The 22,744-nt window shown below is 67.6% G+C and carries 18 protein-coding genes and 1 pseudogene; 12 read left to right on the top strand and 7 right to left on the bottom strand.

The window, feature by feature from the left end; genetic code table 11:
• Positions 1-122: 122 nt before the first annotated feature.
• From M1M07_RS15375 to M1M07_RS15365, 3 genes are read right to left on the bottom strand one after another with little or no spacing between them, the layout of a single operon-like run.
• Positions 123-1,742: a cation acetate symporter gene (locus tag M1M07_RS15375; protein ID WP_197251081.1), complete on the bottom strand. Its 1,620-nt coding sequence runs from the start codon at positions 1,740-1,742 to the stop codon at positions 123-125.
• Positions 1,739-2,077, bottom strand: a complete 339-nt coding sequence (locus M1M07_RS15370; RefSeq protein WP_197251082.1) for a DUF485 domain-containing protein — start codon at positions 2,075-2,077, stop codon at positions 1,739-1,741. The genes M1M07_RS15375 and M1M07_RS15370 overlap by 4 nt, the downstream gene beginning before the upstream one ends.
• The gene (locus tag M1M07_RS15365) at positions 2,074-2,568 is read right to left on the bottom strand and encodes a nuclear transport factor 2 family protein (protein WP_197251157.1); all 495 of its coding nucleotides are present in this window, start codon (positions 2,566-2,568) and stop codon (positions 2,074-2,076) included. Before M1M07_RS15365 ends, M1M07_RS15370 begins: the two co-directional genes overlap by 4 nt.
• A 143-nt stretch (positions 2,569-2,711) precedes the next feature.
• Here M1M07_RS15365 and M1M07_RS15360 point away from each other — a divergent pair, with 143 nt between their 5' ends.
• From M1M07_RS15360 to M1M07_RS15320, 9 genes are all read left to right on the top strand, one after another.
• Positions 2,712-3,314 (top strand): TetR/AcrR family transcriptional regulator, encoded by a 603-nt coding sequence (locus M1M07_RS15360; protein WP_197251083.1) that lies wholly within the window; start codon positions 2,712-2,714, stop codon positions 3,312-3,314.
• Positions 3,315-3,413: 99 nt separating this feature from the next.
• On the top strand, positions 3,414-4,607 hold the full coding sequence (locus M1M07_RS15355; protein WP_197251084.1) for an acyl-CoA dehydrogenase family protein: 1,194 nt from the start codon (positions 3,414-3,416) through the stop codon (positions 4,605-4,607).
• A complete protein-coding gene (locus tag M1M07_RS15350; RefSeq protein ID WP_248674803.1) occupies positions 4,607-5,350 on the top strand; it encodes a hypothetical protein in 744 nt (247 codons plus the stop codon). The genes M1M07_RS15355 and M1M07_RS15350 overlap by 1 nt, the downstream gene beginning before the upstream one ends.
• Positions 5,347-6,222: an alpha/beta fold hydrolase gene (locus M1M07_RS15345; protein WP_248674802.1), complete on the top strand. Its 876-nt coding sequence runs from the start codon at positions 5,347-5,349 to the stop codon at positions 6,220-6,222. The genes M1M07_RS15350 and M1M07_RS15345 overlap by 4 nt, the downstream gene beginning before the upstream one ends.
• The gene (locus M1M07_RS15340; RefSeq protein ID WP_248674801.1) at positions 6,219-7,922 is read left to right on the top strand and encodes an AMP-binding protein; all 1,704 of its coding nucleotides are present in this window, start codon (positions 6,219-6,221) and stop codon (positions 7,920-7,922) included. Before M1M07_RS15345 ends, M1M07_RS15340 begins: the two co-directional genes overlap by 4 nt.
• On the top strand, positions 7,915-9,150 hold the full coding sequence (locus M1M07_RS15335) for an acetyl-CoA C-acetyltransferase (RefSeq protein ID WP_248674800.1): 1,236 nt from the start codon (positions 7,915-7,917) through the stop codon (positions 9,148-9,150). The genes M1M07_RS15340 and M1M07_RS15335 overlap by 8 nt, the downstream gene beginning before the upstream one ends.
• Complete coding sequence (locus M1M07_RS15330) at positions 9,147-10,289, top strand: CoA transferase (protein ID WP_248674799.1); 1,143 nt, start codon at positions 9,147-9,149, stop codon at positions 10,287-10,289. The genes M1M07_RS15335 and M1M07_RS15330 overlap by 4 nt, the downstream gene beginning before the upstream one ends.
• 172 nt (positions 10,290-10,461) lie before the next feature.
• Positions 10,462-11,418, top strand: a complete 957-nt coding sequence (locus tag M1M07_RS15325) for a 3-carboxyethylcatechol 2,3-dioxygenase (protein ID WP_248674798.1) — start codon at positions 10,462-10,464, stop codon at positions 11,416-11,418.
• Positions 11,415-12,269 (top strand): alpha/beta fold hydrolase, encoded by an 855-nt coding sequence (locus M1M07_RS15320; RefSeq protein WP_248674797.1) that lies wholly within the window; start codon positions 11,415-11,417, stop codon positions 12,267-12,269. Before M1M07_RS15325 ends, M1M07_RS15320 begins: the two co-directional genes overlap by 4 nt.
• A 22-nt stretch (positions 12,270-12,291) precedes the next feature.
• Here the strand turns inward: M1M07_RS15320 and M1M07_RS15315 are convergent, their stop codons facing one another.
• Positions 12,292-12,993: an IclR family transcriptional regulator gene (locus M1M07_RS15315; RefSeq protein WP_197251091.1), complete on the bottom strand. Its 702-nt coding sequence runs from the start codon at positions 12,991-12,993 to the stop codon at positions 12,292-12,294.
• A gap of 205 nt (positions 12,994-13,198) precedes the next feature.
• Here M1M07_RS15315 and M1M07_RS15310 point away from each other — a divergent pair.
• Both M1M07_RS15310 and M1M07_RS15305 read left to right on the top strand, forming a co-directional pair.
• Positions 13,199-14,758: pseudogene (locus M1M07_RS15310) on the top strand (bifunctional 3-(3-hydroxy-phenyl)propionate/3-hydroxycinnamic acid hydroxylase); the annotation flags it as partial.
• A 228-nt stretch (positions 14,759-14,986) separates the two neighbouring features.
• Entirely contained in the window at positions 14,987-15,946 is a 960-nt protein-coding gene (locus tag M1M07_RS15305; protein WP_197251093.1) for an enoyl-CoA hydratase/isomerase family protein, read from the top strand.
• A 13-nt stretch (positions 15,947-15,959) separates the two neighbouring features.
• Here M1M07_RS15305 and M1M07_RS33025 read toward each other — a convergent pair whose 3' ends face one another.
• A complete protein-coding gene (locus M1M07_RS33025; protein ID WP_248674796.1) occupies positions 15,960-17,435 on the bottom strand; it encodes an alpha/beta hydrolase in 1,476 nt (491 codons plus the stop codon).
• A gap of 97 nt (positions 17,436-17,532) precedes the next feature.
• Between M1M07_RS33025 and M1M07_RS15295 the strand changes: the two genes are divergently transcribed.
• A complete protein-coding gene (locus M1M07_RS15295) occupies positions 17,533-19,431 on the top strand; it encodes an NAD(P)-binding domain-containing protein (protein ID WP_248674795.1) in 1,899 nt (632 codons plus the stop codon).
• 47 nt (positions 19,432-19,478) lie between these two features.
• Here the strand turns inward: M1M07_RS15295 and M1M07_RS15290 are convergent, their stop codons facing one another.
• Together M1M07_RS15290 and M1M07_RS15285 are read right to left on the bottom strand one after the other, a co-directional pair.
• A complete protein-coding gene (locus tag M1M07_RS15290) occupies positions 19,479-21,062 on the bottom strand; it encodes an AMP-binding protein (RefSeq protein WP_197251097.1) in 1,584 nt (527 codons plus the stop codon).
• Positions 21,059-22,687, bottom strand: coding sequence for an FAD-dependent oxidoreductase (locus tag M1M07_RS15285; protein ID WP_248674794.1), 1,629 nt, complete (start codon positions 22,685-22,687; stop codon positions 21,059-21,061). The genes M1M07_RS15290 and M1M07_RS15285 overlap by 4 nt, the downstream gene beginning before the upstream one ends.
• Between the last annotated feature and the right edge of the window lie 57 nt (positions 22,688-22,744).

Genomic DNA, 22,744 nt, shown 5'->3' with positions numbered 1-22,744 from the left:
GGTCGGAGATGTGTATAAGGGACAGCCCTATTTCCGAGCGAATGTATCGTTCGTCTCCTTCAACAGAGCAGGCGATACATTCGCTCGGAAAGGAGCGGGTGCAGAGCTCCGGGCCGTCGGCGTCAGTGAGAGGTGGATGCCATCTCCGCGCCGATGCCCGTTTCCGCACGCACCAGCATCTCGGCGAACTTCTCATCGTCGTGCGGACTCCGCCCGCGGAGTTTCTCGCCGACGAGCGATCCGATCACGCAGGCGGCCAGGCCGAGCGGCATTGTGATAATCACAGGAAGCTGGATGGTCAGCGGTGCCGGTCCGTCGCCGAGCCATAGCGCCTGGGTGAACATCAGGCTTACGACGGTCGAGACCAGCCCGACGAGGATCCCCCACACCGCGCCCGTACTGTTGAACCGACGCCAGTTGAGACTCAGCACCAGTGCGGGCAGGTGCGCGCTACCTGCAACCATGAATGCCATGCCCATGAAGTAGGTGATGTTGGTGTCGTCACCGATCAGCATGGTCAGCCCGATCGCGACAACGCTGAAGGCGACGGCACCGATCCGGGCGACTCGCGCCTGCGCGTCGTCCTCCCTGGCCTGGGACCCGGCATCGAGATTCTCCGGAAGGGCCTTGCGGGTGAGCGTCGGCCACACATCCCGGGCGAACGTGCCGGCAGCCGAGATCACAACTCCGGCGACCACCGCGATGATGCTCGCGAATGCCACAGCGGCCACGAGGGCGAGTGCGACGGAACCACCGACCGTGCCGACACCGCCGCCGAGTTCGGTGACGAGGACTGGCGCGGCGAGGTTGCCGCCCGCGCCGACCCGCTGGGCACCGTCGTCGCCGAGCAGTGCGGCAGCTCCGAAGCCCATGACGATGACGATGAGATAGAACCCGCTGCACAGGGCGACCGTCCAGCCGAGCGAACGCCGTGCGGTCTTGGCTTCGGGCACGGTGAAGAACCTGATGAGTATGTGCGCCATGCCGGCGGTGCCGAGTGCGAACGCCAGCGAGTACGAGATCAGGTTGAGCGCGCTCGTCTGACCGAAGATCAGCCCGGGCGAGAGGATCGCATCGCCGGCTGCGGCGTGGTCGGTGGCGGAATCGAGGACCTTGGGGAAGCTGAACCCGAACTGCGCGAGAATGCCGAGGCAGACGATGATCGCCAGGACGGAAAGGATCGACGACTTGATGACCTGAACCCAGGTGGTCGCGAGCATGCCGCCGACGAACACGTAGATGCCCATGAGGGTTCCGGCGACGATCACCGACATCCAGAACGGAATCCCGGAAACCGATTCGAGCAGTACGCCTGCCGCGACGAGCTGGGCCAGCAGGACGAACGTGCCGGTCGTGATCGTGCTCAGTGCGACGACGACACGCACGTTGCGGGATTCGGTGCGGAACACCAGAACGTCGGCGAGCGTGTACTTGCCGAGATTGCGCATCTTCTCGGCGAGGAGAAACAGCACCGGCAGGAACGAGATCACCGACGTGAACAGGATGACCGTTCCGTCGACGCCCTTGGAGAAGATCAGTCCGGTCGTACCGAGAAAGCTTCCTGCGGAGATGAATTCACCGGCAATCGCAAAGCCGTTCTGCCAGCTGGAGATCGAGCGGCCTGCCGCGAAGAATCCGTCCGCGCTCTTGGCGCGACGGGACGCCGCGAACGTCACCCACAGGGTCAATGAGATGACGGCACTGCAGATCGCGATGGCCAGGTAATCGGCGTCGCCGGTCATACGAGCTCCTCACGATGGTCGGACACCGCGCGGATCGCTGCGTCCGCTGCCGGTTCGATGTAGGTGCGGGACAGCCGGAAATACGCCCAGACCAGCGCCCAGGTTCCCGCGAATTGGGAGAACACGACCCACAGGGACAGCGGGACGCCCAGCAGCGAGGTGTTGCCCAGCAGCTCGGGGAGCGCGATGAAACCGACGAGGAAGCTCGCGAACAACACGATCGTGATCGTGCCCAGCGCGGTGGTCACGGTGCGACGGCGGCGGCGAAGTTCGGCGACCTCGGGTAGTTGGAGCATCCACACCCATGTCGGGTTCGAGGAGACGGTTTCGGTCATGCCCGCACCGCCGCGTTGCGTGCGGATTCCAATGCGAAAAGGTTTTCTTCCCAACCGGATTCGAGTGGTCCGAAGAAGTGGAAGCGCACCTGCTTGACCTTGTACAGCCAGCGGCCGTCGATCTTGACGACCTCATCCGTGTACCGGCCGGCGGCGACGCTCGCGACCCCGTCGGTGACGCACGGCTGCCACAGGAACGAGCGGACGGTCGCGCGGTCGCCGTCGAGGTCGATCTCCAGGTTGGTGATGAAGTGCCAGAAGGCGGTCAGTCCGCCGTCGGCGAGGCCGGCGAAGAACTCGCGCATCTCGGCCTTCCCGCGCGGGTGGGACAGGCCGTCGAATTCACCGTCGTCGGTGAACAGGTCCATCAGCGCGTCCCAGTCCCCGTCGTCGAGGTGGCGGCAGTAGCGGGCGTCGAGCAAGCGGATTGCCTCGAGGTCCTCGAGGCGGGCGATGCGGTCGGCGAGAGTGGCCTCGCCGGTGAACTCCATGGCGGTCACAGCGTGATCCTCCGAGATCGATAATGGACGGTGATTAACGCACGTTCATGTGAGGTGGACCATATTCCAGGGGTTATCGGGTGGTCAAGTCGGGGTTCTTGCTGGTCGTTTGATCGACCTCTACGCTCCGATACATGAACACTCGGTCGGTTGGTGTGCAGGTGGGGGTGCGCGAACGCATTCTGGAGACGGCGCTCGACGAGTTCTATGCGTCCGGATTCCACGGTGCGACGATGCGCAATATCGCCAACAGTGCAGGTTGCAGCGCTGCGAACGTCTACAACCACTTCGAGAACAAGTCCGAACTGCTCGTCGAGATCCTGCGACGGGCCAGTGACGAACAGTTCACCGTCACCCGCAATGCCCTGCGCAAGGCCGGCGCGCATCCGGCCGATCGCTGGCGTGCCGCGGTCGTGGCGCACGCCCTGTACACCGCCCGCAATCCCCGCGCCTGCCTGGTGGCCAACTCCGAACTGCGCTACCTCGGCGAAGTGGACCGCAAGCGCGTCGTCGGCTCCCGCGACGCGCAGGAACAGCTGTTCGTCGACATTGCTCGAGACGGCGTCGACCAGGGTGTTTTCTCGGTTCCGCACGTTCATCAGGCCGTCACGGCGGTGCTGACGATGTGCGCAGGCATCCCACTCTGGTTCCGGCCCGAGGGTCCGCTCACGGCCCAGCAGGTCGCCGACGACTACGGCGTCTACGCCCTCAACCTCGTCGGATACCGGCCTTCGTAGCGTTCAGCCGTTGACGGGGTGACGGAGGTCATGCTGTACTGGGTGAACAAGCGTTAATGCCTTGCTTGCCCGCCTGCCCGGCCCATCGAGGGAGTGTCCATGACCCACCGGCCGTCCCAGCCACGCACCGATACCCCGCGCTACCTCACCGAGGAACGCCTCGCCATCCGCGACCTCGCGCGGGACTTCGCGATGACGAAGGTGCTGCCCGTCGCCAACGAACTCGACCCCGTCCAGGGCACGATCCCGGATGCGCTGAAGAAGGAAATGGCCGACATCGGCTTCTTCGGCATCATGATCCCGGAGGAGCACGGGGGCCTCGGGCTCGGCGTTTTCGAGTACTGCCTCGTCGCCGAAGAGCTGTCCCGTGCCTGGATGAGCGTGTCGGGCCTGCTCGCCCGCGGCAACGGCATGGGCGGCGGCTTCACCCCGGAGCAGGAGGCGGCACTGCTGCCGAAGGTCGCCCGCGGCGAATACCTCGGCGCCTACGCGCTCTCGGAGGCCGAAGCCGGATCCGACGTCGCCAACATCTCGTGCCGCGCCACCCGCGACGGCGACGAGTGGGTCGTCAACGGCACCAAGATGTGGTGCACCTATGCCGACGAAGCCGACTACCTGGTTCTGTTCGCGCGCACCGACCCGAACAAGGACCCCGCCAAGCCGCACCGAGGCATCAGCGCGTTCCTGGTGGAGAAGGAACGCGGCAGCTTCCCGGAAGGGATCTCCGGTACGAAGGTCCGCAAGATCGGCTACTTCGGATGGAACACCTGGGAGCTGTCGTTCGACAACTTCCGCATCCCGGCGTCGGCGATGCTCGGCGAGGAGGGCAAGGGCTTCTACCTCGCCGTGTCGGGACTCGAGGTCGGCCGCGCGCACACCGCGGCGCGGGCGATCGGCCTGGCGCGGGCCGCGCTCGAGGACTCCATCGCGTATGTCCACACCCGCCGCCAGTTCGGCCGCCCCATCGGCGATTTCCAGCACCTCCGGTTCAAGATCGCGAAGATGGCGGCCGACATCGAAGCGGCCCGCCAGCTCATGTACTCGGTCGCCACCGACATCGACACCGGGCGGCGCTGCTCGCTCGAGGCGTCGATGTGCAAACTCGTCGCCACCGAAATGGCCGAACAGGTCACCAGTGAGGCCGTGCAGATCCACGGCGGTGCCGGCTACACCACCGACTTCCAGGTCGAACGGCACTGGCGGGATGCGCGCCTGACGAAGATCTTCGAGGGCACCAGCGAGATCCAGATGCGCATCATCTCCGACGAACTGCTCGGAAGGGTCGAAGACTGATGACCCTCACGACATCCGATCTCGTCACCGTCGGAGACCGAATCGCCGGAGCCGCACGGGAACTCGCCCCGCTGCTCGCCGAAGCCGGCATCGCCCTGCCCGGCGGCAGTGCGCTCGCGGGGGCGATCGCCGCCGAACTGCTGACACCGCCCATCCCCGGCGCAACCCGGACCGGCATCACCTGGTCCACGAGCCGTCCGGTCACCCACGACGACACCGTTCACGCGGACGTGCTGGTCACGCGCGTCGCCGACGGCATCGTCGACCGGTACGTCCGGCTCGTCGACGACACGGGGACCGTGCGGGAGTACGGAACCGAAACCTGGCGACTCGACGATCCGACCGCCGCCCCGGCGCGTCAGGAGCTGGACTTCTGCACCGCGGCGTGGGGTGAGCTGCTGCGCGCACGTCTCGACGAGGACGCGGAGTTCGCGTCGTCGCTGTCGAGCTGGGACGGCACGATCGGCCTGCGCTGCGACGACCGGGAACTGCACCTGCGGATCTACAAGGGCCGCATCGTCGACGTCACGCGGCGCACCCCGCACGGCGCGACCTTCACCTTCGTTGCGCCGGCCCATCTCTGGGCCGAGGTGGTGCTCGCCGAACGCGACGACTTCATGCGCCGTGCCATCGGCGGCGAATTCTCCTCCAGCGGAGACGGATACGAGTACCTGCGACTCACCAAACCGCTCAACATCGTCATCGCGCACGCGCGCGCACTCGCCCAGGAGGTCCGGCCGTGATCGAAGCGCGCTACCTCGAGATCGCCGGTGCCCTCGGGTTCGTCGAGATCGTCACCCCCGATGCGCATCCCGCGCCGGATACGTTGCCGACCGTGCTCTGCATCCACACCGCGGGGCAGAGCGGCGTGCAGTACCGTCACGTCGCCCGCGACCTCGCCGCCCGCGGATACCGCGTCATCGTGCCCGATCTGCCGGGCCACGGACGCTCCGAGCCGGCCCCGGGCGGACCGGTCACGTCGCTGACCGCCTACGGCGACTGGCTCTGCGCCGTCCTCGACGAACTCGAGATCGAGCGCCCCTATGTGGTCGGCTGCTCCATCGGCGGCAAGCTCACCCTCGAACTGTCCGTCCGCCCGGAACGTCCGCTGGCCGGCGCCGTCGCGATGGAGGCCGAGGCCGGTCCGGGTCGCGTCAACGTCGCCGGACTGCGGCGGGAACTCGAGGACGTCGCCGGCCCGGCTCGCGCCGAACGCACCTATCTCGGAACCCTGGCGTCGGTGGGCACCTCGGTGCCCGACGACAAGGCACGCGTGATCGCGACGATGCACAAGCGAGAGGACCCCGAGATCTCCTCGTCCGACCTGATCGGCTGGGGCAGCCACGACGTCCGAGACCGTCTGCACCTCATCGACGCACCCATCCATCTCGTCGCCGGCCTCGACGATCCGTGGATCCGCGCCGCCGAGGTCGAGCAGGTGGCCGTCCGCATCAACGAGGCGCATCCCGGCCTCGCGCGGTACACCGGGCTGGCCGGGATCGGTCACTACCCGATGGAGGAAGTCGACGACTTCGCTGCCCTCGTCGACACCTGGTTCCGTGAGCTCGGCGAAACTATTGTCCCGGAAAGAATTTCCGAGGAGGTTACGTTGTGACCACCACCGACACCACCTCGCTGACCGGACTCCTCGCGGAGTTGATCACCACCGACCCGGACGCGCCGCTCGCCTTCGACGTCGTCGGTGACGAGATCCGCACCTGCACCCGCGCCCGTTTCGGCGAACAGGTCGAGGCCCTGCGCACCGAACTCGCGGATGCCGGAATCGAATCCGGCCAGTGCATCGCCGTGATGCTGCCGAACTGGTCCGACGCGCTGGTGTGGCAGTTCGCCGCGTCGTCGCTCGGCGCCCACGTCATCGGCGTCAACACCCGCTACAACACCGGCGAGGTCGCGCACATCCTCGTCGCCGCCCGCCCCGCGGTGGTCGCCGTGGCCGCGTCCTTCCACGGCCTCGATCTGTTCGGAACGTTGAGTGCCGCAGCGGAATCGGCTTCCGAGGTCGCCACCCCCGCCGTCGCGGTGGTCACCGGTCCGTCCGCACCGGCCACACCGATCGACCCGGCAGGATTCGACCTGGGCGGCGGAGCGTGGCGCGTCGGCAGCGGCGACATCCGCGGCACCCGCGTACCTCGCACCCCGGTCACCGCGACGGTCACCGCCGCCGGTGCGGTCGCCGATCCGTCGGACCTGCTTGCGGTGGCGTTCACGACCTCCGGGTCCACCGGCACGCCCAAGCTTGCCGCGCACCGGGATTCGGCGGTGGTGCGGCACGGTCGCGCCGACGCCGCGATCATGGGAGTGGTCCCCGGCGATGTGACGTTGTGCGTGCTGCCGGTGTCCGGAGTGTTCGGATTCAGCACCGCCATGGCGACGCTCGCCGGTGGTGGAAGCCTGCTCATGGAACCGGTGTTCGACGCCGCCGCGGTGCTCCGCCGCATGCAGGAGTTGAAGGTCACCCACGTGGTGGGCGGCGACGACCTGTTCGGACGGCTGTACGACACCTGGCACACGGAGCAACGTTCCGACCTGTCGGCTCTGAAGTGGCTCGGTATCGCCGACTTCCTGGGTCGATCCCACGACGTCGCCCGCTGGGCCCGCGACGAATTCGGTGCCCTCACCTCCGGTGTCTTCGGTTCGTCCGAGGTCTTCGCGCTCACACTGCTGTGGTCCGCCGAGGATCCGGAGTCGGTGCGCTGGAACGGCGGCGGACGGCCGGTGGCACCGTGGATCGAAGCGCGGATCGTCGATCCGGTCGACGACCGCGTCCTTCCCGACGGCGAGCAGGGTGAGCTGCAGTTGCGCGGCCCCAACGTCGTCGACGCCTATCTCGGCAACCCGGAGGCAGCGCAGCGTGCGTTCACGGCCGACGGCTGGTTCCGGAGCGGCGACCTCGCGGTCGCGACCGGTGACGGCGCCTATCGATTCGTGTGCCGTATGGGAGATGTGCTGCGGCTGCGTGGATTCCTCGTCGACCCCGCGGAGATCGAGCACCGCCTCGCGCAGCACCCCGACGTGGGGATCGTCAAGGTCGTCGGGATCGCCGGCGACGGCGGCTACACGCAGGCCGTCGCGTTCGTCGTCCCCACCGACGACGCGTCCACCGACACCGATGCCGACGTACTGAAGCGCTGGTGCCGTGAGGAACTCGCGGCGTTCAAGGTGCCGTCGGCAGTGCACATCGTCGATCACCTGCCCACCACCGTGGGCGGAAACGGAACGAAGATCAGGGCCGTCGAGCTGCGCGAGTGGGCGCAGAACTGGACCGATCGCGAAAGGGACTACCGCCGTGACTGATTCCACCGCCGGCGCCACCGATGTGGTGATCTGCGAACCGCTGCGCACCCCCGTCGGCCGATACGGCGGCATGTTCGTCGACGTGCCCGCCACCGACCTCGCCGCCCGCGTCGTGTCGGAGTTGGTGTCCCGCACGGGCATCGACCCCGAGCAGATCGACGACGTGATCTTCGGCCAGTGCTACCCCAACGGGGAGGCTCCGGCGATGGGCCGGGTCGCCGCGCTCGACGCCGGCCTGCCCGTCACCGTCCCCGGGCTGCAGCTCGACCGTCGTTGCGGCTCGGGCCTGCAGGCGGTGCTCGACGCGGCGATGCGCGTCCAGACCGGTGTCGCCGACATCGTGATCGCCGGTGGCGTCGAATCCATGAGCCGCGCCGAGTACTACACCGAATCGATGCGCTGGGGCGCCAAGGGTGCCCCCGCGGCCCTGCACGACCGGCTCGCCCGCGGGCGCGTCACAGCCGGCGGACGCAACCATCCGGTCCCGGGCGGCATGCTCGAGACCGCGGAGAACCTGCGGCACAAGTACGGCATCTCCCGCCTCGAACAGGACGAACTCGCCGTCGAATCGCACCGCCGCGCGGTCGCGGCCATCGACTCCGGCAAGTTCGCGGAGGAGATCGTGCCGGTCACCGTGCCGCAGCGCAAGGGCGAGCCGAAGGTGATCGATCGCGACGAACACCCGCGCGCCGACACCACCGTCGAGACCCTCGCGAAACTGCGCCCGATCATGGGCAGGCAGGATCCCGACGCGACCGTCACCGCGGGCAACGCGAGCGGCCAGAACGACGGTGCCGCAGCCTGTGTCGTCACCGGCCGTGCCACCGCAGAGCGTCTCGGGTTGCGGCCGCTGGGCCGGCTCGTGACCTGGGCTGCCGCGGGCGTCGCCCCGTCCGAGATGGGTATCGGTCCGGTGCCGTCCACCGAGAAGGCGCTGAAGCGTGCCGGTCTGTCCCTCGCCGACATCGACCTGATCGAACTCAACGAGGCGTTCGCCGCGCAGGCACTCGCGGTGACCCGCGAATGGAATTTCACCGCAGCGGATTTCGATCGCACCAACGTCAACGGCTCCGGTATCTCGCTGGGGCATCCGGTCGGCGCGACCGGTGTGCGCATCCTCGCGACCCTGCTGCGTGAACTCGACCGCCGTGGTGCCCGCTACGGCCTCGAGACGATGTGCATCGGCGGTGGCCAGGGTCTGACCGCGATCTTCGAGCGGGTGTCGTGACCGCGCGCCCCCTCGACGGCGTCCAGGTCGTCGACCTGTCGAGTTTCGTCGCCGGTCCCACCGCGGGACGCATGCTCGCCGAACTCGGTGCCGACGTCATCCGCGTCGACCCGGTCGGCGGGGCCGTCGACGGTGGGCGCTGGCCGCTCACCGACGACGGCGAGAGCCTCTACTGGACCGGTCTCAACCAGGCGAAACGGTCCCTGGCGGTGGATCTGCGCAGCGACGAGGGCCGCGCGGTGGTCGTCGATCTGATCGCCCGGGCGGGCATCGTCCTCGAGAACGCCGCGCATGCCCCTTGGCTCGCACACGAGGCGCTGGCCGCTCGCCGGCCCGACCTGATCCACCTGCACATCGCCGGCAACGCGGACGGAAGCCCGGCCGTCGATTACACCGTCAACGCCGCCGTCGGACTGCCGTCGATGACCGGACCGGCCGATCACACCGCGCCGGTGAACCACGTGTTGCCCGCGTGGGACCTGATCACCGGTATCCACGCCGCGCTCGGCATCGTCACGGCACTGCACCGGCGTGACCGGACCGGTGAGGGCAGCTACCTGGAACTCGCCCTCGACGACGTCGCGGTCTCCGCGGTCGCGAGCATGGGCTGGCTCGCCGAGGCGGAGGCGCGTGGGGCCGGTCGCGACCGGATCGGGAACGCGTTGTTCGGCAGCTACGGCTCGGACTTCCCCACGAGCGACGGTCGTTCGGTGATGATCGTCGGCCTGACGCCGGGGCAGTGGCGGGCGCTGGTCGAGGTCACCGAAACCGCGGATGTGTTCGCGGCGCTCGAGATGCAACGCGGCCTCGATCTGGCGGCGGAAGGTGACCGGTTCGAGGCCCGGGATGCGATCACCGCGATCCTCGCCCCGTGGTTCTCGTCGCGCACCCTCGCGCAGGTCGAAGCGGACCTTGCGGGCACCCGAGTGCTGTGGGCGCCGTACCGGACGATGGACGAGGTCGCCGCCGATCTCGCGGCCCGCCCGGACGCGGTGGTGCAGTACGTCGACCAGCCCGGGATCGGGCCCGTCCTGACCGCACGATCGCCACTGCGCTGGAACGGTCGGTACACCGAGGCGCGGCCGGCACCTCGGCACGGGCAGCACACCGACGAGATCCTCGCAACGCTGTCGGACTGACGATCCCACCGGTTCGATTGGGATCGAACCGGATTCGCCCTCCGGGCTCGTTGTGGGTCCGTGTGTCGCATGCTACCGTCACGCGTGTATATACCGAGGTTTCTTGTGTATATACAGAACAACGGTCGGGGCATCACCGGCAAGGACAGGCCGGTCGACGGACGGAGTTGCCATGCCGCTTGCCTTGTGCGCCTCGTCGCACTCGCCGCTGATCGGCCTGCACGATCCGGCGGCGGACGTCGTGCGCGAAGTGCGCGAACAACTAGCCGGAGCCAGGGCTTTCGTGGAAGCCTTCGATCCCGAACTCGTGCTCGTCTTCGCCCCCGACCATTACAACGGATTCCTGTACGACCTGATGCCGTCGTTCTGCGTCGGTGCAGCAGCGACGTCCGTGGGTGACTACGGCCTGCCGAGCGGGCCGCTCTCGGTGGACCGCGACGCCGCGTACGCGATCGCGCGGCATGCACTCGATTCGGGTGTCGACATCGCGTTGTCCGAAGCGATGCAGGTCGACCACGGTTTCGTCCAGCCTCTGCTCTTCCTGTTCGGTTCCGTGGACAGGATCCCGCCCCTGGTTCCGGTGTTCGTCAACTGCGTGGCCGAGCCGCTCGGCCCGGCGAACCGAGCCCGTCTGCTGGGGGAGGCGGCAGGGCGGGTCCTGGGGGAATCCGGAAAGAGAGTACTCGTCGTCGGGTCCGGTGGGCTCTCGCACGATCCGCCTGTTCCGCGGCTCGAGGGTGCGACTCCGGAGGTCGCCGCGCGGATCACGCACGGCCGCAACCCGACTGCGGATCAGCGCCGGGAACGGGAGTCTCGAACCGTTGCCGCCGCCGGGGCATTCGTCGCGGGATCGACGGACTTCCACGACCTCAACCCGGAGTGGGATGCCTTGGTGCTCGACGCGTTCGAGTCGGGCGACATCGCTGCGTTCGACGAGAAGCCGAACGACTGGTTCACCGCGGAGGCCGGCCGCTCCGCCCACGAGATCCGTACCTGGATCGCGGCTTACGCGGCCCTGTCCACGCAGGGTTCGTACGAGATGACCAGCCGGTACTACCGGCCGATCAAGGAATGGTTCGCCGGGTTCGCCGTCACCACGGCAATGCAGAAGGAAGCTGGTGCGCGATGACGATGTGGGGCGACCTCGGTTCGGTGGCTCATACGATCGAGTACCGCGAGATCGGCGGATGGCGAACCCGTGTGCTGCGGGCGGGATCCGGGCCTGCGCTGGTGCTCATGCACGGCACGGGAGGTCACCTGGAGGCCTACTCGCGTAACATACCGGCGCTGGCCGAGCACTTCTCCGTCGTCGCCTACGACTTCCCGGGGCAGGGCTACACGACTCCGGCCGATCGCGACCTCGAACTCGACGCCTACGTCGACCATCTCGCCGCGTTGCTCGATGATCTCGGTCTGGAGCGGGCGCACCTGTGCGGCGAGTCGCTCGGCGGCTGGGTAGCGATCAAATTCGCTGTCGCACATCCTGATCGGCTGCGCCGGATCGTGCTCAACACACCCGGGGGAACCATGGCAGCCCCCGAGGTGATGGCGCGGATCCGGGACCTGAGTCAGGCCGCCGCCGACGAACCGACCCACGAGCGCATCCGGGCGCGCCTCGAGTGGCTCATGGCCGATCCCGCCAGTGTCACAGACGAACTCGTCGGGTGTCGCCGGGCGATCTATTCGCAGCCGGGGTTTGCGGAGTCGATGCGCCACGTCCTGTGCCTGCAGGATCCCGAGGTGCGCCGGCGCAACATGGTGACCGACGCCGATCTGGCGGCGGTGACGGTGCCGGTGCTGGTGATCTGGACCAGCGACGACCCGTCCGGACCCGCTGCGGCCGGGATGGACATGGCCGACAAACTGCCGGACGGGCAGTTCCTGTTCATCGACGGCGCGGGGCACTGGGCCCAGTGGGAGCAGCGGGAGACCTGCGACAAGGCCGTGATCGGGTTCCTGTGCGACGACGCAGGACGGTGAGACGCGAACGCCCGCCCGATGCTCAGGCGTCGAGTATCGCTCGGGCGATTTCCTCTGCGGCCCGGACAACTTCCGGTGCGGCTGCGGTCAGCTGCTCCTCCCGGTGACTCATGAGAGTGAGGCACGCGATGGGGTGCGAGTTCGCGATGGGCGCCGCGACCGCGTAGACGCCGGATTCGATCTCGCCAGCGCTCGTGGCGTATCCGCGTCGGCGCGCCTCGGTGACGGCCTCGGGTTCGTCGGGCAGAGCCCGGCCGGCCGACAGGAGGGCGTAGGCGGCCGCTCCGCGATCCAGCGTCGTGCGCATCCCGGCGCGGAAGGAGATGTGCTGGGGGACGGTGACCGGCTCGACGACCTCGATGGAGACGGCTTCGTCCCTCTCGGCGACGAACAGGTGGACGGTGCATCCGGCACGGTCGGCGAGACGCCGCATCACCGGGGTGGCGATCTCGCGCAACGCCGGCAGATAGGCTGTCGAGAGCGAGGCCAGGCGTGAGCCGGGGCGGTAGACACCGTCCGAGCCGGGTGTCACGAATCCGAAGTCGCGTAGCGTCTGCAGGATCCGGTACGCGATCGAACGATGGACCCCGAGTTGTTCGGCAAGTTGCTGAACGGTCATGCCGGTAGGTGAATCCACCACTGCGAGAAGCGCGGTGAGTCCGCGAGCCAGTGTCTGGCTTCCGACCTGGGGCTGGGGCCGGGAGCGTGCGTCGGAAGTCGTCATGCCGGACCGGACCCGGTCGAGACACAGCCGCGCATGTGCGAATAAAGCAACATGCAATTCATTATATACACCATTCCCGCTCAGCCTGTTGACACAGTTACCTCGCGTTCGCCATAGTCTGTGTGTATATAGAAACGGCACGTTCGATAATTACTACACTCATCCAGGGGGCGACGTGACCGACGCTCGAGAACGATCCGCCGCGGTGCCTGCCGCCGTCGACGTCCTCGTTGTGGGGGCCGGGCCCGTCGGGCTCACCCTGGCGAACATCCTGGGAGCGCGAGGGCTGCAGGTTCTCGTCGTCGAAGAGCGGGACGTGCTCATCGACTACCCGCGTGGCGTCGGTCTGGACGACGAGTCCATGCGCGCGTTCCAGAGCATCGGACTGGCGAAACATGTTGAACGACACCTGATCCCGAATCAGATCCTGAGGTTCGTCAACGGCAGGGGTGAGCTTCTCGCGGAGATGGCGCCGAGTGAAGCGCAGTTCGGCTGGCCGCGGCGCAACGGATTCGTCCAGCCGCTCGTGGATGCAGAACTCCTGGACGGACTTCGACGCTTCGTCACCGTCGAGGTGTGCTGGTCCACCTCGATGCAGACCATGCGGGAGGTGGACGACGGTGTCGTGGTCGAACTCCTCGAGGACGATCGTCCGCGCCGGGTGCGCGCGCGATACGTGGTCGGCTGCGACGGTGGCCGGAGCCGCACCCGACGGATCATCGGCACGTCGTTCGACGGTGTCACGTCGTCGACGCGCTGGCTCGTCGTGGACCTCGCCCACGACCCCCTCGGTTCGCCGAACAGCTACGTCGGCGCCGACCCGGTGCGGCCCTACGCCTCCATCTCGATCGCCCACGGCATCCGGCGCTTCGAATTCATGCTGATGGACGACGAGTCCGACACCGAGGTCGACGATCTCGGATTCGTGCGGAAGCTCCTGGGCCGGCACATCCCGCGCCCGGAGGACGCCGAGATCATCGCGTACCGCATCTACACCCACCACTCGCGGATCGCGGGGGAGTTCGGTCGCGGACGCATCTTCCTCGCGGGCGACGCGGCGCATCTGATGCCGGTCTGGCAGGGGCAGGGATACAACAGCGGCGTGCGCGACGCCGTGAACCTCGGCTGGAAGCTCGCGGCGGTGTGTTCGGGTCAGGCCGAATCCGATCTGCTGAGGACCTACGACGAAGAGCGACGGGGCCACGCACGAGCGATGATCGACCTGTCCACCATGGTCGGACGGGTGATCTCGGTGCGGAACGAGCGCCTCGCCTGGCTCCGCGACAGGGTGCTCCGCTCGGCGTCCGCGCTCCCCACGCTGAAGCGATACATCCTGGAGATGCGGTTCAAGCCGATGCCGCGGTACGAGACCGGCGCCGTCGTCCCTCGCCCCGGCAAGACCTCGCCGGTAGGACGGATGTTCATCCAGCCCGAGGTGGTCACCGAGAACGGGCGGTGCCTGCTCGACGAGGCGCTCGGGAACTGGTTCGCGGTGCTCTGCTGGAACAACGACCCCACCGCGGTCCTCGACAAACGCAGCGTGGAGGCGTGGCGCGCGATCGGCGCCCGACTCGTTGCCGTTGTTCCGGCAGCCCAGATCGGGCAGACCTCGTACGGCGACGACGTGACCGTGGTCGGCGACCCGGGGCAGCTGAAGAAGTGGTTCGACGCCCACAGCGAATCCGTCCTGTTCCTGCGCCCGGACCGTTTCGTGGCTGCCGCGGGCATCGCCCAGGACGCCGGTCTGCTGTCGGCGCAACTGCTGAGCGTTCTGGGAATGGAGAAGTACCTGGTGGACGACGTTTCGGACGCGGCAGCAGGCTGACGGCCGGAACTTTCACCGCACCTGACGGGTGCCGTTCTCCGCCTGACGATTTCGGCGGATCGACCAACTGTCTGCGCGGCCGGGTGTGAGGATGCTCGAGACGGTCGCGCTTCCGGCTCGCGGCCGACCGGAACAGCAGCATCACCGGACCACAAGAGGAGTAAGAGGATGTCGAACAGCGAACCTCCGTCGGCAGAGGAAATCGTCCTCTACGAGAAGGATCCGGCAACGAAGATCGCGACGATCACGTTGAATCGACCGGACCGGCTGAACGCGCCGACGGTCGAGGCGCGCCTGCGGTATGCCGACCTCCTGCATCGAGCGAACATCGACGACGATGTGAAGGTGCTGGTGGTGCGCGGCGAGGGCGACGATTTCGGCAGTGGAGTCGACCTGCCGGACTTCATGGAGGGCGTCGAGAACGGGGACTCCGCCGAACGGCTCAAGGAGTTCAAGATCGACGCCCCCGATGTCGTTTATCCGCCGAAGGATTCGTACCGCAACATGGGCAACTACGGACCGTGGTTCGCCAACGCCCGATCCGGTTGCCGGAGCCTGCAGGAGTTCGGCAAGATCAGCATCGTCGAGGTCAAGGGGTACTGCTACGGGTGGCACTTCTATCAGGCCGCCGACGCCGACCTCGTGATCGCCTCCGACGACGCGCTGTTCGGACATGCGGCCTTCCGCTACGTGGGCTGGGGGCCGCGCATGTGGACCTGGGCGATGACGATGGGGATCCGGCGCTTCCAGGAGATGGTGTTCACCGGGCGGCCGTTCACCGCCGACGAGATGTACGAATGCGGCTTCCTCAACAAGGTCGTGACCCGCGACCGTCTCGAGGCCGAGGTGCAGACGTACGCCCAGGCGTGCGCGCGCAACCGTCCGACGGACACGGTGGTCATCCAGAAGATGTTCTTCCAGATGATGAAACAGCATCAGGGGGAGTACATGGGAAGTCTCCTCACCGGCATGATCGAGTCGATGGGACGGTTGGTCCGTCCGGACGAGCACGAGTTCCATCTGAATTCCGCGATGATGGAGGCGGGGCTGACCTCATCGGTCAAGGCCAACGACGAGAACTTCCCTCCGGAGTTCCGGCTCAGCAAGGCCGCCCGGAAGCGGCCGTAGCTTTCGAGCCGTGTCAGTTTTCGGCCGCGTCGGTTTCGGCTGTGCCGAAGGTTCTGCGCAACGCGGCGTGGACATCGTCGAGAAATCGCCGGGTCTGTCGCGTGCGGGGTTGTGCGACGAAACCGCCGTGGATCACCCCGGGGTAGACGTGGAGTTCGACCGGAACCCCGGCACGGGACAACTGTGTGGCGTAGAGCAGATTGGAATCGAGCAGCGCGTCCACGTCGCCGATACCGATGAATGCGGGTGCTACGCGGCGTAATTCGCTGGGCCTCGCCCGTCCGGGTACGGCCGTGGCCGGCGGTGTCGCGCCGTCGAGCCCGCCGAGATAGGCCTGCCACGTGAGGCGCTCGGCCTCGAGCCGCCACAGACCCCAATGACCGGCGCCGCCCTCGAGCGCCCGGACGGATCCGTGCTCGCGGTCGTCGAGCATGGGATAGACCAGGAGCTGGAGTGCGGGTTGCGGCAGGCCGACCTGGGCGAGTTGGAGGCACAGCGCGGCAGCGAGCCCTGCGCCGGCGCTCGCGCCGCCGACGACCAGCCTGTCCGGGTCCACGCCGAGGGCGTCGGCGTGGTCGTGGATGTGGCGCCAGACGGTTTCGGCATCGTCGAGTCCGGCCGGGTAGGGATTCTCGGGTGCCAGGCGGTAGTCGACGGATACGACGGCGCATCCGAGTTCGGCAGCCATGCGATCGAGGCGGTCGTCGTTCTCGGCGAGGCTGCCCATGATGTAGGCGCCGCCGTGGAAGTAGATCAACGCCGGGAGTTGCCCCGTGGCCGCGCGAGGCCGGTACCACCGGACGGGCACACCGGGCCGTCCGTCCGTACCCGGGACGACGTCGTCGGCTCGTGCGACGTGTTCGCTCACCGGGGTCGGAGGTGGGGTGACCTTGGAATAGTTGGCGCGGATGGTCTCGATGTCGGTGGTGTCCCATCGGGTCAGGAGGTCGAGTTGGGCGAGTGTCGCCGGCTCGACCCGGCGGTGGACCGCGATGGCCGGTTCCACCGGACCCCGGACCGCGGGAAGTGCCCCGAGCGAGGCGCGCAGGCTCGCCGCTGTCCGGGCGGCCTCCGCGGCGGGTGTAAATGCCTGGGCGAGAACGGGGGGTTCCTTCCGGACCCGCACCCGTTCCGCGAGTTCGGTGGCGAAGAGTTCGGACCCCGGAGCCCCGAGTACTCCGATGCGGCCCGGATCGGCACCGAAGGTGTCGGTGGCCACCGAACGAGCCCACTGCAGGGCGCGATCGCTGTCGTCGAGTGCGCTGCCGGGACGGGTGGGGACCTCGACGATCACGAGTCCTTCGTCGGCGAGCTTCCGGTAGACGTGCGCGAAATCGGTTGTGTCGACACCGCCGGCTTCGTCGGGACCGCCGTCGACGAGGACGAGTGCCAGGTACGCGGTGTCCTCCGGAAACGCTGCCGCCCGGCTCGGCGCGAAGCTGCGGACGGTCAGTCCTGCCCCCACGTCGTGGGAGTCGCAGTCCGCCACCTCGACCTCCGCATCAAATAATGAACACCGAGATTCGGAAAATACACAGAAACCGTAACCGACGGCGTGGTACCCCACAAGGCTCCCGGCCGGAGCCTTGACGACGACCTACCCTCCCGACAGAATGTGTGTATATAGAATCATACCGTTCGTTAATTACAACATCCTGGGTCGTGTGACGGTGAAGGAGCCGGAACTGATGACGGACGCTCGGCACAGCACAGCCGGTGAGATCGATGTTGCAGACGCGGGAGAAGTCTTCGCCGCCTGGCTCACGGAGTTCGCCGCCGCGCTCGGCACGGGCTCCGAGGTCGAACTGGAAGCATGCCTCCACCCCTCGGCCACCTGGCGCGACTTCATGGCCTTCCCGTGGGATTTCCACCACGCTGTCGGCGGCGAGCAGTCGGCCGGGCGGCTGACGGAACTGGCGAAGGAATGGAGCGCGTCGGGATTCTCCGTGAGCGCCGAGCAGGAACCCTTCGTCTCCGGCGGCGACATCATGGGATTCTTCGACTTCACGACCAGCGACCGGATCAACCGCGGATTCGTCCGGCTCGTGCGTGACGGCTCTCGATTCGTCGCCTTCACCCTGCAGACCCAGGTCGTGTCGCTTGCGGCGTTTCCGGAGCGGACTCGTCACCGCCGCCCCGAGGGCAAGGTCTATGGCGTCGTCCCGGGCCGCACACGCTGGGCCGACGACCGGACCGAGGAATCGTCCTTCGAAGACCGCGACCCCGCGGTCCTTGTGCTCGGCGCCGGCCACAATGGCCTCGCGCTGGCGGCGCGCCTCGGTGCGCTCGACGTTCCGACGCTGGTGATCGACCGCGAGGCACGCATCGGCGACACCTGGCGTAAGCGCTACGCGTCGCTGGCGCTGCACAGCACCGTCTACGGCGACCACCTGCCCTATCTCCCGCTGCCCGTGACGTGGCCGGCGCACACCCCGAAGGACAAGTTCGCGAACTGGCTCGAGACGTACGCCACCACGCTCGACCTGAACGTGTGGACCAGCACGACGTTCCTGGGTGGCCACTACGACGAGGCCACGGAACGGTGGACGATCCGCGTGCAGATGGGCGACGGCTCGATCCGCGAACTGCACCCGCGCCACTTCGTCGTGGCGGGAGGCATGTTCGGCGCGCCGCGGATTCCCGAGATCGCGGGACTCCGGGAGTACCGCGGTGTCGCGGTGCACTCCGACGAATTCCAGGACGGTGCTTGCTACGCGGGCAAGAAGGTGCTCGTCGTCGGGTCCGGGGTCAGCGGCCACGAAATCGCCCACGATCTCTGGGAACACGACGCCGACGTCACGATGGTGCAGCGCACGTCGACCTACGTCGTGACCTATCCGACCTACCACCGGTTCTGGTCGACACTGTTCACCGAGGACATGACGCTGTCGCCGGACTTCGCGGACCAGATGACCTACGCGCTCCCCAATGAACGGGTGGACGAGCTCAACAAGGAACTCGTACAGCTCGCCAAGGAAACCGACAGCGAACTTCTGAATGCACTCGAAGCCCGTGGGTTCAAGCTCAATTGGGGCCCTGACGGCACGGGCATCATCGGTGCGCACATGTCGGGCAAGGACAGCTATCAGATCGACATCGGGGCATCCCAGCTGATCGCCGACGGGCGGATCCACCTGAAGCAGGGCGTCGAGCTGAAAGAGATCAAGGACGGCACAACGGTTGTGTTCACCGACGGGTCGGAGATGCACGACGTCGCCCTGATCGTCTTCGCGACCGGTTACCACCAGTTCTGGGGCCACATCGGGCCGGTCCTCGGTTCGGCGGCCGCCAGGATCGACAAGGCCTACGGCCGTGCAGCCGACGGTGAGTACGCGAACACCTGGCGGCGTTCGGCGCAGCCCGGACTCTGGTTCGGGACCGGATTCATCCGCATGGCGCGCTTCTACTCTCGCTTCACGGCGCTGTTGATCAAGGCGATCGAGGAAGGCATCGAGCCGGTGGATCCGGAGAGCCGCGCGAGGTAGTCCATCCTGCCCGGGCTCGATGGGCCGGGGCATGCGGTGATCCGGGTCTACCTGTCGCGCAGGACGTTTCGCTGGATCTTGCCGGTCATCGTCTTGGGGAGCGCGTCGAGCACGTGGACCTCGCGGGGCCGCTTGTACGCGGCGAGGCGGTCGCCGGCGAATGCGATCAGTTCGTCGGGCTCGGCGGTACCGCCCTCGCGAAGTGCGACGTATGCGACGACCGCCTCGCCACGGTAGTCGTCGGGCGCACCCACGACCGCCGCCTCGAGGACCGAAGGATGTTCGCACAACGCGTCTTCGACCTCGCGCGGCCACACCTTGTACCCGGACGTGTTGATCTGATCCTTGATCCGGTCGACGAGATAGACCCATCCCTCGTCGTCGATGACGGCGACGTCGCCGGTGTGCAGGTGCCCACCCGGAAGCGTTCTCGCCGTTGCCTCTTCGTTCTGCCAGTAGCCGGGGATCACCTGCGGTGCGGTGACGACGAGTTCGCCTTCCTCGCCCGGGGACTGGCGCCGTCCCTGCGCGTCGACCGTGAAGACCTCGACACCTCGCGTGGGCACTCCGACCGAGAGCGTTCCACTGGGACCGTGGACGGGAGCGGCGACACCCGGTGGCACCGCGATACCTCCGCCGGTCGTCTCTGTCATGCCCCAGATGTTGTGCAGGTAGACGCCGAACCGATCGCGGAAGGCCTCGATCGTCGCCGGTGGGATCGGCGCGCCACCGGAGTAGACGAACTTGGCGCTCGCGAAATGGTCGGCGCCGGCGTCGGGGACGCCGAAGAACGCGTTGAAAGCGGTGATGGACCCCACGGTCGTGGTGACCCCGTGCTCGCGGAACAGGTCGAGCACCACCGACGCCTCGAACCGTCCGCCCATGCTCAACGTCGCGTCGTTCAGCAGCGCGATCCCGGCGTTGAGCGAGAGCCCGGTGATGTGGAACATCGGAGCGATCGCGTAGGACACGTCGCCGGGGGCCAGCCGGACCCACTCGCTGTAACCCGCGACCGAGCAGAGGAAATTGCGATGGGTGTTGAGGGCGCCCTTGGGCGGACCCGTCGTGCCCGAGGTGTAGGTGATGAAGGCGATGTCGTCGAGGTTCCGCTCGGCCGGATCCGGCCGTTGTCCGCGTCGTTCGACCAGGACGGTGGCCAGATCGCCGTCGGGAGAGGGCGCAGGATCGGGCTCGGTGAACACGCGAGAGTCGTTGCGGGTCTGGAAATCCCGTGAGGACGCCGAGATCAGCCATCGCACGTGTGTCCCGGACAGGGCACTGCGCGTCGCGGCATCGGTGCCGCGGGTGACGACGATCCCGGTCGTGCCCGAGTCCTCGATCAGCCGGCGCAGTTCCTCGCCCCGATACATCGGGTTGAGCGGCACCGCGATCGCTCCGGCCTTCCACACCGCCAGCAGTGTCAGCGGGTAGTACGGGATGTTCTGCAGGTAGATCCCGATCCGGTCGTCGGGGCGCACGCCCCGCGCCTGCAGTTCGGCGGCCAGCGCGTCGGAGTGCGCGTCGAGGGTCGCGGCATCGATGGTGCCGTCGAAGTAGCGGATCGCCGCGCGGTTCGGACCGGCGGCGACCCGCGCGCGCCACGCGTCGACTATCGAGGTGTACACACTCACTCCTTCTCCCCACCGACTGCGTGCCGCCCGGCGATCCAGGCGAACGTCATGCCGGGACCGAGTGTGCCACCGGGACCGCCGTAGGAGGCGCCGGTCGGGGAGGAGACATTGCCGGCTGCGTACAACCCGGTGATGACGTTGCCGTCCAGATCGATCACCTGAGCATGTTCGTTCACCTTGGGACCGCCCTTCGTGCCGATGACACCGCTCGTCAGCTCCATGGCGTAGAACGGCCCGTCCGTGATCGGGCCGAGGGTGCCCTCGATGCTGCCCTTCTTGTAGGGGTCACCCCACCACCGGTCGTGGGCGCTCTCGCCACGGGCGAATTGCGGGTCCTTTCCGGCGGCGACATTCTTGTTCCACTGCTCGACCGTGCGCTCGAGCTCGTCGCCCGGGATGCCGAGCGTCGATGCGAGATCGTGCAGTGTGGGGCTCTCCACCAGCCACGGAGGGGTGGTGCCCGTGTAGGGGCGACCCGCCGAGCCGTAGGTGGACAGGTAGGTGTGGTCGAAGATCAGCCACGCGGGCAGGTTGGCATAGCGGAACGCGGTGACGTCCTCCTGGTGGAATGCCCCCACGACGGCGTTGTAGCTCACGGCCTCGTTGGTGAAGCGCCGACCGGTCCGGTTCACCATGATGCTGCGCGGCCTCGTGCGGTCGCCGTTGATCATCTCCAGGTTCATCACGTTGATGCCCTCGGGCAATTCGGTGATGGGAATCCACCAGGCTTCGCGCATGTTCTGGAGCGCGGCGCCGGCACGCATGGCCATGCGCAGGCCGTCGCCGGTGTTGGTGGGGATCGACGCGGGTTTCGTGACGTGGCCGCGGAGGAATGCGGCGCGATACTCCTCGTTCCACTCGAATCCGCCGGTGGCGAGGATGACCGCGCGCGACGCATGGATCGTCCGCCGCCCCTCGGCAGTGTCGACGACGACGCCCCGCGTCTGGCCGTTCTCGACCACGAGATCGTGCGCGGGCGTCGACACCCGGACCTCGACGCCCGCCCCGACGCAGGCGTCGAGGAGGGCGCCGACCAGTCCACCGCCCATGCCGCGCAGGTCTTCCGCGTCGCGGCGGGCGAGTTCCTCCTCGGACGGCGGTTTGGGAACCGCGCAGCCGATCGCGGTTTCGTCCATCCGCAGATGTGTGGAGTAGTAGGGGCTCACTTCGACCCGGTCCCGCCAGTCGCCCAGTTTCGCGAAGGGGAACAGTTCCTGCCCGAGCGTTCGGCCACCCTCCGGCTTGCCGCCCGGATTCGACGGGTGGTAGTCGGGCAGGCCGGGGACGGCGAAGAATCGGATTCCGCCGTCCTCGCCGAGACAGCGCACCATCTTCGGTCCGGCGTCGACGAAGGCTTGTGCGAGGCGTTCGTCGAGAATGCCGCGCCCGAGCGACATCAGGTAGGCCATCGCCTCGTCGGCGCTGTCCTGCACGCCGATGTCCTTCATGTACGGGTTGTTCGGGATCCAGACGTGACCTCCCGACCAGGCGCTCGTCCCGCCGACCCGATCGTTCTTCTCGAGGACGACGACGCGGGCACCTTCGTGAGCCGCGGTGAAAGCGGCTGTCAGCCCGGCGGCGCCGCTGCCGAGGACGATGACGTCGTACGTTTCGGATTCGGGCATTCCGGTCCTCCGGTTCGCGCGATGCTTGTGACTCGGTGTGATGCTGATTACCATAAC

Origin of the sequence: Rhodococcus sp. HM1, from assembly GCF_023218075.1 — a bacterium.
Taxonomy (GTDB): Bacteria; Actinomycetota; Actinomycetes; order Mycobacteriales; family Mycobacteriaceae; genus Rhodococcus.
Note: the sequence above shows the minus strand (reverse complement) of the source record. Positions and strands in the feature narration are given on the sequence as shown.

Coding starts and splice junctions, on each gene's coding strand:
- M1M07_RS15370 (WP_197251082.1), bottom strand. CDS start 2,077: ATGACCGAAACCGTCTCCTCGAACCCGACATGGGTGTGGATGCTCCAA.
- M1M07_RS15350 (WP_248674803.1), top strand. CDS start 4,607: ATGACCCTCACGACATCCGATCTCGTCACCGTCGGAGACCGAATCGCC.
- M1M07_RS15320 (WP_248674797.1), top strand. CDS start 11,415: ATGACGATGTGGGGCGACCTCGGTTCGGTGGCTCATACGATCGAGTAC.
- M1M07_RS15285 (WP_248674794.1), bottom strand. CDS start 22,687: ATGCCCGAATCCGAAACGTACGACGTCATCGTCCTCGGCAGCGGCGCC.
- M1M07_RS15305 (WP_197251093.1), top strand. CDS start 14,987: ATGTCGAACAGCGAACCTCCGTCGGCAGAGGAAATCGTCCTCTACGAG.
- M1M07_RS15355 (WP_197251084.1), top strand. CDS start 3,414: ATGACCCACCGGCCGTCCCAGCCACGCACCGATACCCCGCGCTACCTC.
- M1M07_RS15315 (WP_197251091.1), bottom strand. CDS start 12,993: ATGACGACTTCCGACGCACGCTCCCGGCCCCAGCCCCAGGTCGGAAGC.
- M1M07_RS15375 (WP_197251081.1), bottom strand. CDS start 1,742: ATGACCGGCGACGCCGATTACCTGGCCATCGCGATCTGCAGTGCCGTC.
- M1M07_RS15365 (WP_197251157.1), bottom strand. CDS start 2,568: ATGGAGTTCACCGGCGAGGCCACTCTCGCCGACCGCATCGCCCGCCTC.
- M1M07_RS15360 (WP_197251083.1), top strand. CDS start 2,712: ATGAACACTCGGTCGGTTGGTGTGCAGGTGGGGGTGCGCGAACGCATT.
- M1M07_RS15325 (WP_248674798.1), top strand. CDS start 10,462: ATGCCGCTTGCCTTGTGCGCCTCGTCGCACTCGCCGCTGATCGGCCTG.